At 66.9% G+C, this 14,840-nt stretch carries 13 protein-coding genes and 1 pseudogene; 6 read left to right on the forward strand and 8 right to left on the reverse strand.

The window, feature by feature from the left end; all coding sequences use genetic code 11:
• Positions 1-469: 469 nt before the first annotated feature.
• On the forward strand, positions 470-1,318 hold the full coding sequence (locus IL252_RS07940; RefSeq protein WP_208627574.1) for an alpha/beta fold hydrolase: 849 nt from the start codon (positions 470-472) through the stop codon (positions 1,316-1,318).
• 25 nt (positions 1,319-1,343) lie between these two features.
• Here IL252_RS07940 and IL252_RS07945 read toward each other — a convergent pair whose 3' ends face one another.
• The 4 genes from IL252_RS07945 to katG all read right to left on the reverse strand — a co-directional run bounded on the left by IL252_RS07945 (position 1,344) and on the right by katG (position 4,930).
• Positions 1,344-1,484, reverse strand: a complete 141-nt coding sequence (locus tag IL252_RS07945) for a hypothetical protein (protein WP_170093125.1) — start codon at positions 1,482-1,484, stop codon at positions 1,344-1,346.
• Between the two features lie 25 nt (positions 1,485-1,509).
• Complete coding sequence (locus tag IL252_RS07950; RefSeq protein WP_208627575.1) at positions 1,510-1,998, reverse strand: type II toxin-antitoxin system death-on-curing family toxin; 489 nt, start codon at positions 1,996-1,998, stop codon at positions 1,510-1,512.
• 252 nt (positions 1,999-2,250) lie between these two features.
• The gene (locus tag IL252_RS07955; protein WP_015761721.1) at positions 2,251-2,526 is read right to left on the reverse strand and encodes a hypothetical protein; all 276 of its coding nucleotides are present in this window, start codon (positions 2,524-2,526) and stop codon (positions 2,251-2,253) included.
• A gap of 205 nt (positions 2,527-2,731) precedes the next feature.
• Positions 2,732-4,930, reverse strand: a complete 2,199-nt coding sequence (katG, locus tag IL252_RS07960; RefSeq protein WP_208627576.1) for a catalase/peroxidase HPI — start codon at positions 4,928-4,930, stop codon at positions 2,732-2,734.
• Positions 4,931-5,025: 95 nt separating this feature from the next.
• Between katG and IL252_RS07965 the strand changes: the two genes are divergently transcribed.
• Positions 5,026-5,976 carry an MBL fold metallo-hydrolase gene (locus IL252_RS07965; RefSeq protein ID WP_208627577.1) on the forward strand — a complete coding sequence of 317 codons (951 nt, stop codon included), beginning with the start codon at positions 5,026-5,028 and terminating at the stop codon, positions 5,974-5,976.
• Positions 5,977-6,013: 37 nt separating this feature from the next.
• A complete protein-coding gene (locus tag IL252_RS07970) occupies positions 6,014-7,906 on the forward strand; it encodes a cation:proton antiporter (RefSeq protein ID WP_208627578.1) in 1,893 nt (630 codons plus the stop codon).
• 69 nt (positions 7,907-7,975) lie between these two features.
• Here IL252_RS07970 and IL252_RS07975 read toward each other — a convergent pair.
• The 3 genes and pseudogenes from IL252_RS07975 to IL252_RS07985 all read right to left on the reverse strand — a co-directional run.
• Positions 7,976-8,360: pseudogene (locus IL252_RS07975) on the reverse strand (zinc ribbon domain-containing protein); the annotation flags it as partial.
• Positions 8,361-8,424: 64 nt separating this feature from the next.
• Positions 8,425-8,889 (reverse strand): PaaI family thioesterase, encoded by a 465-nt coding sequence (locus tag IL252_RS07980; RefSeq protein WP_208627579.1) that lies wholly within the window; start codon positions 8,887-8,889, stop codon positions 8,425-8,427.
• Between the two features lie 183 nt (positions 8,890-9,072).
• Complete coding sequence (locus IL252_RS07985; RefSeq protein WP_153554809.1) at positions 9,073-10,212, reverse strand: thiolase family protein; 1,140 nt, start codon at positions 10,210-10,212, stop codon at positions 9,073-9,075.
• A gap of 136 nt (positions 10,213-10,348) precedes the next feature.
• On the opposite strand from IL252_RS07985, the gene IL252_RS07990 reads away from it, so the two are divergent.
• The 3 genes from IL252_RS07990 to IL252_RS08000 are packed head-to-tail and all read left to right on the forward strand — an operon-like array spanning position 10,349 to position 13,791.
• Positions 10,349-11,716 (forward strand): ATP-binding protein, encoded by a 1,368-nt coding sequence (locus IL252_RS07990; protein WP_153554808.1) that lies wholly within the window; start codon positions 10,349-10,351, stop codon positions 11,714-11,716.
• 39 nt (positions 11,717-11,755) lie between these two features.
• Positions 11,756-12,592, forward strand: coding sequence for an MBL fold metallo-hydrolase (locus IL252_RS07995; RefSeq protein ID WP_153554807.1), 837 nt, complete (start codon positions 11,756-11,758; stop codon positions 12,590-12,592).
• Positions 12,589-13,791 (forward strand): DUF418 domain-containing protein, encoded by a 1,203-nt coding sequence (locus IL252_RS08000; RefSeq protein ID WP_208627580.1) that lies wholly within the window; start codon positions 12,589-12,591, stop codon positions 13,789-13,791. The genes IL252_RS07995 and IL252_RS08000 overlap by 4 nt, the downstream gene beginning before the upstream one ends.
• 16 nt (positions 13,792-13,807) lie before the next feature.
• Here the strand turns inward: IL252_RS08000 and IL252_RS08005 are convergent, their stop codons facing one another.
• Positions 13,808-14,755 carry a DUF5787 family protein gene (locus IL252_RS08005; protein WP_208627581.1) on the reverse strand — a complete coding sequence of 316 codons (948 nt, stop codon included), beginning with the start codon at positions 14,753-14,755 and terminating at the stop codon, positions 13,808-13,810.
• Between the last annotated feature and the right edge of the window lie 85 nt (positions 14,756-14,840).

Genomic DNA, 14,840 nt, shown 5'->3' on the forward strand with positions numbered 1-14,840 from the left:
TCTGATGGGCTCGCAAGAGCTGTGCTCTTGCGAACGTGGGCGAAAAAGGCTCGATCTCGCTACGCTCGATCGAGTGAATCGCGCGAACTGCCGGGTCCTTCGGACCGTTCGTTCGCGCGAATGCTCACAGTAACGATGTGGCGCGCGCTGTCGCGCCTCTGTGGCGCGACCAACACTGTGCGAGGGACGACAGAGCGACCACAGGGAGCGATGGAGTCGGCTGGGGTGGCCCGTGGTGCGGTGCTGCGATGCAGTCCTGGTGGATCGAAAGGGCGAGACGCGGTCGCGGGTTCTGCGCGGGCACTATCCGAACAAAGTGAGGATATCCCGCACAGAACCCGCGAGCGGGGCGAGGGATTTCAGTGGCCGTCCGCGGTGGTCGTCTGCGTAGCGATCCGAACGATGGCAAGACTGAACGCGGCTGCTAGGACCGCCCGCCTATAAGACCGACCGACAAGAACAGCCGCTAATGACCGAGCCGGAGACGGTCGTCGTCGGCGACGGGCGGCGACTGGCCTACGAGGAGTACGGCCGCGCCGACGGGCGGCCGGTGGTGTGTCTCCACGGCAACCCCGGTTCCCGGCTGCTGTGGTCGCTGTTCGACGAGACGGCCCAGCACCACGACGCCCGCCTGATCGCGCCGGATCGGCCGGGGTTCGGCGCGTCCGACTTCCGGCCCGACCGGGACCTGCTGGACTGGGCCGACGACGTGCGGACGCTGGCCAAGATGCTCGATCTCGACACCTTCTCCGTCGTCGGTTTCTCGGCTGGTGGACCCCACGCGGCGGCCTGCGCCCACGAACTCGACCGCGTCGAGCGGGCCGTCCTCGTCAGCAGTCCCGGTCCGCCGGAGACCCGGCAGTACGCCACGGCATCGAACCGTCGGCTGACGGCCGCGACACAGTGGATCCCGGGCTTTTCGCGTGGGGTATTCGGCCTGACGGGCTGGCTGGCGCGCAACTGGCTCGGGCGGTTTCGCGAGACCATCGAGAGTGGCGCGTCCGACGCCGACCGCGAGCTGTTTGCCGCCCCCGACGGCACCGTCGTCGTCGCCGACGCCGCCGAGGCGTTCGCTCAGGGCGGACGCGGGCCGGCCCACGAGTTCCCGATGCTGGGCGAGCCCTGGGGGTTCGACCCCGCCGACTGCGCCCGCAAGCTGTCGCTGTGGCACGGCCGCCAGGACGAGCGAGTCCCGCTCCGGGTCGCGCAGGCCGTCGCCAGCCGACTGCCCGACACCGACGTGACCGTCGTCGACGCGGGCCACTACTCGACGCTGGTCGAGCAGTTCGAGTCGATCTTACTGGATGCGAGAAGATAGTGTTCTCGAACTGGCCGATTTCGGCCTACTCGTGTTCGAGCGCGTCGTAGATGTCCCGGTGTTCGTCCCGGTCTGCCGTGGCAACGCGCCGAACCAACTCGCGACGGATGTCCGCCATCACGTCGTCGAGCGGCGAATCCGCCTCGGACGATTCGTCTGTCGCCATAGTTGAATCTGTCTCCCGAGAGCCGTTAATCGTTCGGATTCGATCGGTCGGTCGTCAACTCGCCGACCCCGTACCGAACGAGTTCCTCGCGCCACTGACTGATTTCACCTGCCAGATCGATCGGTGCGGTGTTCGTTCGAAGATATTCGGTGACCGCGTCCTCGTCGACTGTCTCAGCGTCGGTCCCGAAATCTCGCAAGATCGTTCTGATCTCGTCGTCGTACGCGAACCGGTAACCGTTCAGGAAGTAGAACACGACGGTCGTGTTGAGGGCAGTCCGTTTGTTGCCGTCCACGAACGGGTGGTTGGCGACCAGGAGTCGAGTGAGATGATACGCTTTCGCGTGGAGTGTCTCCGGAACCGTCCCGAAGTTGCCGTGTTCGACGTAGTCGAGCGCGAACTCGATGTCTCCCTCGTTCTTGACGCCCGGGCTGGTGTCGTCGTACTCGTCGACGATGTCCTCGTGGATCGCGAGCACGTCTTCGACAGAGGGGTACCAGTACGAACCGGCCATTCACTGGCAGTCCACGCGCGAACGATTTGATCTTTGGCATCGGCAGGCACCGTTCGTTCCGCAACTCCGCGCAGTGTGACCGTCGTCGACGCGGGCCACTACTCGACGCTGGTCGAGCAGTTCGAGTCGATCTTACTGGACGCGGTCGAGTGAGACCGCCGGCTGTCGTCTGTGACCGGTCTCGCCGCTCCGGGATCGACGGGACGGCCGCAGTACGGCGGTCGATTCGACGGCAAAACGGGGCGCTCGGCCCTAGACGCGTTTCGACTGGGCGTCGACCGTCCAGCCGGGATCTTCGCCGGTCTCCGCGATGTGCTCGGACCGACACGCCGGACAGTAGTCCGGCACCGTGGACTCGCTTCTCGGAACGTAGACCGCGCCGCCACACTCCACGCACGCGTCCTCGACCACTGTCGTACAGTCGACACAGAGGTTGAAGTCGTCGACCGTCAGCTCGCGCAGGGGTTCGAGGTGTTTGTCCAAGAGGTACTCGTCGATAGCCGCCTGGCAGTTGTGGCACGGTTGCATAGCGATCCACTGCACTCCATGTGATACCGACACATAGTCCTACCGCCTGCAGTGATACTGCCGGTAGTATGAGTTCTGCCAGCGACCTGTCGTGAAACGAACTCCGTGTGTCGCTCCAGCGTTCCCGGCGACTGCAAAAAGCGGGCGTCGTCTGCCCGGTCGTGCTCCGGCCCGCGCCTTTCAGCGGGCAGGCACAGACGGGACGCTATTCGAGGTCGAAGCGGTCGGCCCGCATGACCTTCGTCCACGCGCCGACGAAGTCCTCGACGAGCTGTTCCTCGCCGTCGTCGGCCGCGTACACTTCCGAGATCGCCCGGAGCCGGGACTGGGACCCGAAGATCAGATCTGCGCGGGTGCCCGTCCACTTGTGCTCGCCCGTGTCGCGGTCGTACCCCTCGTAGATCTGGGTGCCCTCGCTGGCTGCTTCCCACTCGGTGTCCATGCTGAGCAGGTTCGCGAAGAAGTCGTTGTCCAGCGTCCCCGGTTCGTCGGTGAAGACGCCCAGATCGGAGCCGTCGTAGGTCGCGCCGAGCGTGCGCATGCCGCCGACCAGCGCGGTCATCTCGTCGGGACCCAGGTTCAGGAGATCCGCCTTGTCGACCAGCAGCGTCTCGGCCGGCTGTTCGAGGCCGTCCTGAATGTAGTTGCGGAAGCCGTCGACCTTCGGCTTCAGCGCCTCGAAGGAGTCGGCGTCAGTCTGTTCGGCGGTGGCGTCGGTCCGGCCGGGCTCGAACGGCACGTCGACCTCGTAGCCGGCCGCGGCTGCGGCTTCCTCGACGGCCGCGTTGCCACCGAGGACGATCAGGTCGGCCAGCGAGACGCGCACGTCGTCGGATCGGCCCTCGTTGAACTCGGTCTGGATCTCTTCGTAGGTTTCGAGGATCGTTTCGAGTTCCTCGGGCTGGTTGACCGCCCAGCTACGCTGGGGTTCGAGACGGAGTCGGGCACCGTTCGCGCCGCCGCGCTTGTCGCTGTCGCGGTAGGTCGAGGCCGACGCCCAGGCGGTCTTGACCAGCTGGGCGGTCGAGAGGTCCGAGTCGAGGATCTCTCCCTTGAGGTCGGCGATCTCGGCGTCCCCGATCAGCTCGTGATCGACCTCCGGGATCGGGTCCTGCCAGATCATCGTCTCGTCGGGCACTTCCGGACCGAGGAGCCGCTCGGGCGGACCCATGTCGCGGTGGGTCAGCTTGTACCAGGCCTTCGCGAAGGCCATCCCGAACTCCATGGGGCTCTCCTGGAACTCCTCCATGATCTCCCGGTAGTCGGGGTCGCGCTTGAGCGCGATGTCGGTCGTGAGCATCATCGGCGTGACGCGCTCGTCTTCGTCCGTCGCGTCCTGCGCGGAGTTTTTCAGCTCCTCGTCTTTGGGCGTCCACTGCCAGGCTCCGCCGGGACCGCGCTCCGGTTCCCACTCGTAGTCCAGCAGGTTGTCGACGTAGCCCATGTCCCACCAGGTCGGGTCCTGCGTCCAGGGGCCCTCGATCCCGCTGGTAATCATCGCGCCCTTCGTTGCCCCCTCGTGCTGCCAGCCGAGCCCCATCTGCTCGATCGGGGCGGCCTCGGGCTCGGGACCGAGGTTCTCGTCCGGATCGCCCTCGCCGTGGACCTTCCCGAACGTGTGGCCACCGGCGATGAGTGCCGCGGTCTGCTTGTCGGTCATCGCCATCCGCGAGAACGTCTGGCGGATGTTCTTGGCCGACGCCTCGGGGTCGGGGTTGCCGTCGGGACCTTCCGGATTCACGTAGATGAGCCCCATGACGGAGGCACCGAGTCCCTCCTGAATCTCACCGGGCTCGTCGAAGCGTTCGTTGGTCTCCATCTCCTCCTCGGGACCCCAGTTGACCGCCTTGTCGGTGTCGAAGGCGTCCTCGCGGCCGCCGCCGAAGCCGAAGGTCTTGAAGCCCATCGACTCGATGGCGACGTTGCCCGCCAGGACGATCAGGTCGGACCACGAGAGGCGCTTGCCGTACTTCTGCTTGACGGGCCACAGCAGGCGTCGGGCCTTGTCGAGGTTTGCGTTGTCGGGCCAGCTGTTGATCGGGGCGAACCGCTGGCGGCCACCGGCCGCGCCGCCGCGGCCGTCGTAGGCGCGATAGGTCCCGGCGCTGTGCCAGGCCATCCGAATCATGAACGGTCCGTAGTGGCCGTAGTCGGCCGGCCACCAGTCTTTCGAGTCCGTGAGTACGTCCTCGATGTCCGCTTTCACTGCTTCGAGATCGAGCTTCTGGAACTCCTCGGCGTAGTCGAACTCTTCGCCAAGCGGGTCCGCGTCGCGGACGTTCTGGTCGAGAATCTCCAGGCTCAGCCGCTCGGGCCACCACTCGTCGTTCGACGTTCGCTCGGGCCAGGCGGTCGATCCGCTCGTACTCAGTTCTGTTCCGGATGTCGGACTGTTGTCTGCCATCTACTAGTCCCGTGCAGACCCTCCTCAAAAACAGTTGTTTTGGCATATACCAAAGTGGCGGTGGCTTTAACGCGTCGCCGCTCCCCACTCGTAGTATGGCAATCGGCGACGTCGTTCGAGCACGAGCGGTCCACGACGACTGCTGGTACGTCGACACCGGCATGTACGATGTCGAGGAGTACGGCTCCGTCTACCTCGTCGACGGCGACCGACCGGCGCTGGTGGACACGGGTCTGGGCACCAACGTCGAGCGGGTCCTCGATCTCCTCGACGCGGCCGACCTCGCACCGGAGGCACTCGACGTAATCGCGCTCACGCACGTCCACCTCGATCACGCTGGCGGCGCGGGCCCCCTCGTGGAGGCATGTCCGAACGCGACCGTGTTCGTCCACGAGTCGGGAGCGCGCCACCTCGTCGATCCCGCTCGCCTCTGGGCCGGCACGAAACAGGCCGTCGGCGACCAGATCGAGTACTACACCGAGCCGACGCCGGTCCCCGAATCCCGTATCGAGACACTGACCGACGGCGACGCGATCGACCTCGGCGACTACCGCCTCCGCGCCCGTCACGCGCCCGGCCACGCACCCCACCAGGTCGTCTTCGACGCGCCCGAACTGGACGCCGTCTTCACCGCCGACGCGGCCGGGATCTACACGCCCTCGACCGACGAGGTCCACGTGACGAGTCCGCCGCCGAACTTCGATCTCGACGGTGCCCTCGACGACGTGGCGATGCTCGCCGACCTCGATCGGACGTGGCTCTGCTACGCACACTACGGCCCGGCCCGGACCGACGACCGTCTCGACGAGTACGCCACGACCCTCGAAACGTGGGTCGAGGCCGTCGAGACCGCACGCGCTGACGCCGACGACGAGGCGGTCGTCGACCACTTCGTCGAGACCGTCGAGACGCCCGCCGTCTGGAGCGACCACAAGGCACGGGCCGAAGTCGCGATGAACGTCCGTGGCGTCCTGACGTATCTGGACCGCCGCGAGGAGAGTGCGGAATCGACCGACAGTGGCCGAGGTGATACTGCCGACGAGTGAGTGCGTTTATACGCGCCGACTCCGTGCGTTCCTGTAGATGGCGGCTACTGAACTGATACTCCTCGTCGCGGGGATCACTGCGATCGGCGTCCTCGCTCAGTTGCTCGCCGACCGACTCCAGATCCCGACTATCATCTTCTACATCGGTGCCGGACTCTTGCTCGGACCGATCTCGGGGTATCTCTCCGGCTACCTCCCCTTCCTCGGTGGTCGGATCATCGATCCGGCGTCGTTCGGTGACGCGCTGCCGGCGATCGTCGGCCTCTCGGTCGCGATCATCGTCTTCGAGGGGGCGTTTCACCTCAGGGTCGGCCGCATCCGCGAAGCCCCGGCGGCGGCGCTGCGCGTCGTCACGATCGGTGCGCTCATCGCGCTGCTGGGTACCGCTATCGCGGTCCACTTCGCATTGGGAGCCTCCTGGGCGCTGTCGCTGACTATCGGCGCACTGTTGACCGCCACCGGCCCGACCGTCGTCACGCCGATCCTCGACATCGTGCCGGTGCGCGACCGGGTCGCGGCCACGCTGGAGACCGAGGGGATCGTCAACGACGTGAGCGCCGCCATTCTGGCCGTCGTCTTCTTCGAGATCGTCAACCCCGCAGACAGCTTCGAGGGGCTCCTGCAAGGGTTCGCGGGACGACTCGGGATCGGCCTCTTTTTCGGGGTCGTCGTCGCCGGTGTGCTGTACTACCTCGTCCGGTACGTGGATCTCGCGCCCGGCGACGCACCGCGCAACGCCCGACTGCTCGTCCTCGCGGGGGCGCTGGTCGCCTACGCCTCGGCGAACTCACTCGCCAGCGAGGCCGGCGTCGCCGCCGTCGCGACGGCCGGCTTCCTGCTTGGCAACGCCGACATCCCCTACGAGGAAGACATCGAGGACTTCAAGGGCGACATCACGCTCATCGTCCTCTCGTTCGTCTTCATCACTCTCGCGGCCCTGCTCGAATTTTCCACGCTCCAGACGGTCGGTCTCGCGGGCGTCGCCGTCGTCGTGATCATCGCGCTCGTCTTGCGCCCGCTCCTGATCTTCATCTCGACCGTCGGCGACCGCTTCACGCTACAGGAGCGGACGTTCATGAGTCTCGTCGGTCCCCGCGGGATCATTCCCGCGTCGGTCGCGACGCTGTTTGCCGTGCAACTCCGATCCGAAGGGCTCCCAGAGGAGGCCAGTCTCCTGCTGGGGGTCGTCTTCCTCGCGATCCTGCTGACGGCCATCTTCGAAGGTGGCCTCGCGCGCTACATCGCAGAATACCTGGACGTGATACCAATGCGAGTCATCATCGTTGGAGGCGGTAAGGTGGGCCGGTCGCTCGCCGAACGCCTCGAAGACCGCGGCGAGAACATCGTCATCATCGAGAAGAATCAAGCAGTCGTCGAATCGGCGCGAAACGCCGGCTACACCGTCGAGTACGGCGACGGAGCCGACACGGACACGTTACGTGCCGCCGGGGCCGACAACGCCAAGATCGTCGCCGCCGCCACCGGTGACGACGACGTGAACCTGCTCGTGTCACAATTGGCGTCCTCGAAGTTCGACGTGGAGAACGTCATCGCACGGGCCAACAACCCCGACAACGTCGAGGCGTTCGAGGATCTGGGCGTTCGGACCATCTCCTCGTCGATGGCGACGGCCTGGGCGATGGACAACCAGATCGAACGCCCGGCGATCGCCAACTGGATGTCCGACATCGGCCACGAGGGCGACGTCCAGGAAGTCGAGGTCTGTGGCGGGGAGTTCGTCGGGAAACCGATCAACGAGGTCGGCTCCCTGCTGCCCGAGGCCTGCCTGATCGCGCTGGTCACCCGCGACGGCGAGACGAAGGTGCCCACGGCCGACTTCGTCATCGAGAAAGGCGACATGATCACGCTGCTGGGCCGTCGCGAATCCGTTCGTGAGGGGATGCAGATGGTCGATTCGAAGACCGCTTGACGACGTTTTCTGCCGTCGTCCTGTGTTCAGTCGCCGTTGAACACAGAGACATCAGTGAACTACCCTCCCCTACTCGCTCACCGCTTGCGCGGTTCGCTCCTTGAGGGTCGGGCTTCCTGCTTCCACGACGCGCTTTGCAGACACCGAATCGGTGTCCGTAGGGAGCGCAGTCTCCACAGGCGTTGATTCGGAGTATCCGACTCCTACGTCTTCGAGACCGCGAGACAGAATGTTCCACGCCGTCGCAAAATCGCTGCGCGATTTTGCTGCCCGTCAGACGTAGTCTGACGACCGCATTCGCGTCCCTGTCCGCCTCAAACCCGCAGGCAGGACAGGACTGTTCACGTACCCACAGCGGCTTCTCCGTCGAAACGCCGCACGAAGTGCACTCCTTGGTCGTCCCGCTCGGGTTGACCGCCACGAAGTGCGTCCCTTCGCGCTCGCACTTGTATTGGAACTGACGCTACTGGCTGTCTCCCCCGCAAGCTTTTCTCTCCCGTCCCGGAGGGCGACATGCGTCATTCCTCGGACTGCTGTCCTTCGTCGCCGTTGGCTGGCTCTACGTCGGTGCCGTCGGTCCAGGGGGTCGCCTCGCCCTGTCCGCCGGTCTTGTAGACGCCGCGGGCGCTGGCCACGTGGTGGTCGTCGGCGTCGTACACCTCGATGTCGACGGTCGCCACGCTCGCACCCGACCGGACCACGTCGGCGACGGCCCGCAAATCTGCGGTCGCTGGCGCGAGGTAGTCGATCCGCATGTCGATCGTCGGCGAGACGGACTCGGACTTCGAGACGACGGCCGCGCCGCCGACGGTGTCGGCCAGCGAGAACGTGACGCCGCCGTGGGCGATCTGTCCGCCGGGGTTCGAGGAGTGTTCTTCGCGCAGCGGCAGGCGGCCCTCGGCGTGACCGTCCGCCACCTCGTCGAATTCGATACCCAGCTCCGCGGCGAACGGGATCTGTTCGAACATCGCTCCGATTTCCATACCACTCCCAGCGTCGCCGAACGGATAAACCTGCGAGAACGCCCCGAAACTGGCGTTCTGTGGTCTGTCACGGACCGGCTCGCTTCGCTCGCGCACCACTCCTCGAAAAACGTGGGCGAAAAAACCGACCCTCGCTGCGCTCGGTTCGGCGAACCGGCTCGCTTCGCTCGCCGGACGCTGGGGCTACTGGGGCAGGCGGAACTCGATGGCCTGGCCTTGCCCGAAGCCGACACACTCGGTCGCCAGCCCGAGTTCGGCGTCGCGTTTGTTCATCTCGTGGATCAGCGTCACGGGCAGGCGCGCGCCGCTCGCTCCCAGTGGGTGGCCGATCGCGATGGCCCCGCCGTTGACGTTGAAGATGTCGTCGTCGAAGCCCAGTTCGCGCTGGCAGTACAGCGTCTGGCTGGCGAAGGCCTCGTTGAGTTCGACCAGATCGTACTCCTCGGGATCGCGACCGGTCCGCTCACACAGCGACTCGACGGCCGGGACCGGACCGATGCCCATGACCGTCGGGTCGACGCCGGCCACCGAGTGGTCGCCGACTTCCGCCAGCACGTCGAGCCCGTGTTCCTCGGCGAAGGCCTCCGAAGTGATCATGAGGCCGGCAGCGCCGTCCGAGACCTGCGAGGCGTTGCCGGGCGTGATGGAGCCGTCGGACTTGAAGACGGTCGGGAGTTCGCCCAGCTTCTCCAGCGTGGTGTCGGGGCGAATGCCCTCGTCGGCGTCGACGGGGCCGTCGTCGGTCTCGATCGGGACGATCTCGTCGTCGAACCGCCCGGACTCGGTTGCCTCGGCGGCGCGTTGCTGGCTCCGCAGGGCGTACTCGTCCTGTTCCTGGCGGGCGACGTCGTACTCGTCGGCGACCTTCTCGGCGGTCATCCCCATCTGTAGCTCGCCGATGTTGTACAGCTCGGCGAGCTTCGGGTGGACGTTGTGCGTGTTCTCGCCCATCTTGACCCGGGACATCGACTCGACGCCCCCGGCGATCACACACTCGCGTTGTCCGGCGGCGATGGCGTCTGCGGCGGTCGTGATCGCCTGTGCCGAGGAGGCACACCAGCGGTTGACCGTCGTCCCCGGCACCGACTCGCCGAGGTCCGAGAGCAGCGCGATCACGCGGGCGAGGTTGTTGCCCTGTTCGTCGCGCTGCTGGGCACAGCCCCACACGAGGTCGTCGACCTGCGCGGACTCGACGCCCGTGCTCGCGAGCATCTGGTTGATCAGCGGGACCGAGAGGTCCTCGCTTCGCGTGTCGGCGTACACGCCGTCTTCTTTGCCCTGGGGCGTCCGTACCGCGTCGACGACGACTGGTGTCCGTGTCATACACCCACCGTGGAGCGCAGCCGTGTTAAAATCTCACAAACTCGGAGGCCGGTGTCGTCCGTTTACCCCGCGAGACCCTCCCACGGACGCCCCGGTTCGATTCACTTATCCCCGTGCCCGGCGTACGTGGCTGGGAATGAGTGATCCGGAGCTAGATATCGTCGAGTTCTTGCTGACGACGAAGATCTACACCGAACAGCGTGATCTGGAACCCGACGATCTCCCGCCGGGGTACCGGGCCGCGTTCTGGACCGACGGGGAGATCGAGCGGCCGCTGACGCCGACGAGTAGCGCGGCCACGACCGCCACCGGCATCGAACGACCCTGGGAAGCCGTCTCGGAACTGATGTTTACCGACCGCGACGAGTTCTCCGGCGCGATCTCCTTTACCGACCGGGAGATGGCCGAGGAGTGGTACGAGAAGCGCACCGACGCCGAGCGCCTCCAGCGCAACCCGGTCATGGCCGCGGCCTTCGAGGACCGCGTCGACGGGGTCGACTACGAGAGCGCGCGCCAGCAGAACCGGCCCGCCCGCGCCGACCGGGCGCTGATCGACGCCTTGCTGGACGAGGCCTTCGACGAGGAGGAAGAAGAGGAGGGGATGCTCGACCTCGTCGAGGTCCGGGCACCCGAGGAAGTCGACATGACGATGGACCAGCTCGTCCTCACGCCCGATCAGGAGGCCGAGATCCACAAGATCGTCAAGGCAATCGAGCACCGCGACTACCTGGCCCAGATCGGGCTGCGCGAGATCGGGAAGCTCCTCTTTGTCGGGCCGCCGGGCACGGGCAAGACCAGCGTCGCCCGCGCGCTCGCACAGGATCTGGACCTCCCCTTCGTCGAGGTGAAGCTGTCGATGATCACCTCCCAGTATCTCGGCGAGACGGCAAAGAACGTCGAGAAGACCTTCGAGGTGGCAAAGCGACTCTCGCCGTGTATCCTCTTTATGGACGAGTTCGACTTCGTCGCCAAGACCCGCTCCTCGGACGAGCACGCGGCGATCAAGCGCGCGGTCAACACGCTCCTGAAGTCCATCGACGAGGTCAGCCTCATCCAGGACGACGTGCTCCTGATCGGCGCGACCAACCACCCCGACCAGCTCGACGCCGCGGCCTGGCGGCGCTTCGACGAGATCGTCAACTTCCCCAAGCCCGACCGAGGGATGCGTTCGGACATCCTCCGGGTGGTCACCCAGGAGATGGAGATCGTCGACTTCGAGCCCGACGAGCTGGCCGAGATCACCGAGGGCCTGACCGGCAGTGACCTCCGGCTCGTCCTCCGCGAGGCGGTACTGGAAGCACTGACCGAAGAGCGGACGACGCTCACCCAGCAGGACCTCCGGGACGCCGTCACCGACTTCGAGGAACGGGACAACCTCAAGAACATGGACATGATCGAGGGCGACCACGACGCGCTGGTCGCTGGCGGCGACATCTCGGGGACCGACGAGGACTCCGAAGCGGCGTCTGACGGCGGCCACGACCACCACGATCACGACCACTGACCGCCACGCCTTTGTCCGCGAGGGACCCATCCGGAGACGATGCAGGTCACGCTGCTGGGAACGGGGGACACGACGGGGACGCCGACGGTCGGGTGTGACTGTGCCACCTGCGAACGCGCCCGCGACCGCGGCGTCGAACGGACTCGCTTTTCGGTCCACGTCGAACGCGCGAGCGGCGAATCGCTCCTGATCGACTTCAGTCCCGACTTCCGCCAGCAGTTCCTCCGCGAGTCGGTCCCGCTGCCGGACGCGGCGGTGGTCACGCACGTCCACTTCGATCACCTCGACGGGCTGGGCAACGTCTACCGGCTGGTCGACTCGCTGCCAGTGTACGCCGCCGACGAGACAGACCCCCAGACCGACACGAGCGTCGCCGGGACGATCCGGGACCGCTATCACTACCTCGACCGGATCTCCGTCCACGGACGGACGCCGTTCCGGCGCTTCGAGGCGGCGGGCTTCGAGGTGACGCTGGTGCCGGTCGTCCACCCGCCGCTCGTCTCGTACGGCCTCCGCGTCGACGATCCCGACAGCGGCGCGAGCCTCGCAGTCTCGGGCGACACGAGCTACGCAATCGACGAGGACGCCCGCGACGTGTTACGGGGCGCGGACCTCGCGCTCGTCGAGGGGATCGTCCACGACGACCTCTGCTCGCACCACCCGGCCGGCGGCGATCACTACGACGACGCCGGCCGACCACGGACGTTCGGGACCAAACACATGACTCTGACCGGTGCCCGCGCGCTGGCCGAGGACCTCGCCGCCGACCGGTATCGGATCGTCCACACCGCCCACTTCGTTCCGCCCGAACAGGCCTTTCGCGACGACGTCGCGGTCGACGGTCAGCGGTTCGAGCTTACGGGGGCGAAGCGATGAGCGACGCTGCCACGCCCACGCCGCCATCGGACCGGATCGTGAGCCTCGACGCCATCCGCGGGCTGGCGGTGCTGGGCATCCTCCTCATCAACGTCTGGGTGTTCGCGATGCCCGAGTCGGTGCTGCTCAACCCCCAGACCTACGGCGACCTCACCGGCGCGAACTACTGGGCGTGGCTGGCCGCCCACGTCTTCGCGAAGTCGAAGTTCATCACGCTGTTCTCGGCGCTGTTTGGCGCGGGCATCCTGCTGTTTACCGACAGCAAGCGCCGGGACGGCGAGGCGGCGATGGGGCTGTACTACCGCCGGATCGGCTGGCTCCTCCTCGCCGGGCTCGGCCACGCCTACCTCCTGTGGTACGGCGACGTGCTGGTCGCTTACGCCTTCTGTGGGCTCTTGCTCGTCTCCTTTCGCAACCGCGAGCCGGCGGTACTCGCCCGCCTCGGCGTGCTCTTCTTGCTGGCACCGTTCGCCACCGAGCTGTTCGCCGCCATCGCTCAGGGGCCGTCGGTGATCGCCCAGCAGTGGCAGCCCCCGGCGGCGACCCTCCAGCAGGAGGTCGCCACCTACCGCTCGGGATGGCTGGCCCAGATGGACCACCGCGTCCCGACGGCGTTTCGGCGACAGACCTCCGGCTTCGTCGGGTCGACGCTGTGGCGTGCCGGCGGCTCGATGTTCCTGGGGATGGCCCTCTATCGCTGGGGCGTGCTGACCGGCGAGCGCTCGACGCAGTTTTACCGCCGGCTCGTCGCCGTCGGCGTCGTCGGCCTCCTGGTCGTGCTGGCCGGCGTCTGGTACATCGAGGCCAACGACTGGTCGGCCGACGCCGCGATGTACTGGCGGCAGTTCAACCACTGGGGGAGCCTGCTCGTGGCCGGTGGCTACGTCGGTGCGGTGACGCTGTACACGCGTTGGCGACCGACGGGGATCGTCACCCGGACGCTGGCGGCCGTCGGGCGCACCGCCTTTACGAACTACCTGTTCCAGACGGTCCTCGCCACGTCGATCTTCTACGGCCACGGGCTGGGGCTGTTCGGGCGGCTCGACCGCGTCGAACTGCTGGGCGTGGTCGTCGTGATCTGGGCCGTCCAGATCGCGCTGTCGGTCCTGTGGCTCCGATTCTTCCGCTTCGGTCCGGTCGAGTGGTGCTGGCGGACCCTGACCTACGGCGAGCGCCAGCCCGTGTGGCGCGGCGAGTGAGCGACCATACTCCGTCTCACAGGAACCGGTCGAGTCCCGACTGTCGGCGCGCTCGCCCCTCCGGCTCGGGGTCCCAGGGCGTCCGCTCGGCCCGCAGTCGGTCGGCGTCGACCTCGGGGGGCTCTGCGGGCTCGAACCCGCCACAGTCGCTGTCGCACTCGCTGTTGGCGTGGACCGGTCGCTCTTTCCACTCGCAGTAGGGCAGGCCGTCGTCGTCGGGCGAACAGCGCGCACACGGCGGCAGGTCGTAGGACCGCCATCCCTTCCCGTAGGCCCGCTCGGCGATGCGACGGCGCAGTCGCGCCTTCTCGGCGGCGCTGACGATCCGGATCTCCGTCTGTCCGGGCTCCTGGGCGACGAGTTCGACGCCGGGCTCGTCGACCGGGAGCTGGGCGGGCTCGCGGCGCACCTCGCGCTCGCCGGTCTCGGGATCGAACCGCCAGACGCCGACCTCCTCGGGCAGCCGGTTGAGGTGGGCGCGAGTGACGTGGGAGGCCGTCGCGAGGACGACCGCGTCGACGGCCGCCAGCGACACGTCGGTTCGCAGCTGGCGCTCCAGGTCCCCTGGCCGATCGAGGTCGGGCTTGTTCTCGACGGCGACGAGGCGGTCGAACCAGTCGGGATAGCGCGTCGTCTGGCGGACGTACGTGCGACCGTTGCGTCGCTCGCGCTCGAAGAAGCCTCGCTCGCTGGCCAGTTCGAGGGCGCGCTCGGCCCGCTCGGGATGGCAGTCGAAGGCGTCTTTCCAGTAGCGGGCCCGGCCCGGCCCCACGTCGGCCTCGATGGCCGCGCTCGGGAGGCGTTCGGGCGTGATCGCCGTGCGCTCTTCGAACGCCGGGCCGGGCTCGATCTGGACGACATCGAGCACGCGGCGGCCGTGGACGCTCGCCCCGAGCTGGCGGGCCACGATCCCGTCGCGCTCGATCGCTCGACAGAGCCCGACCTCGAAAGCAAACTCGCGCACACCGTCGTCCAGGGCGGCGACGGCCAAAAACGGCGCGGCGACCGCTCCACACAGCATGGTATTTTATACCGTGGCGGGGAATAGA

Source organism: Halomicrobium sp. IBSBa, from assembly GCF_017612575.1.
Classification (GTDB): domain Archaea; phylum Halobacteriota; class Halobacteria; order Halobacteriales; family Haloarculaceae; genus Halomicrobium.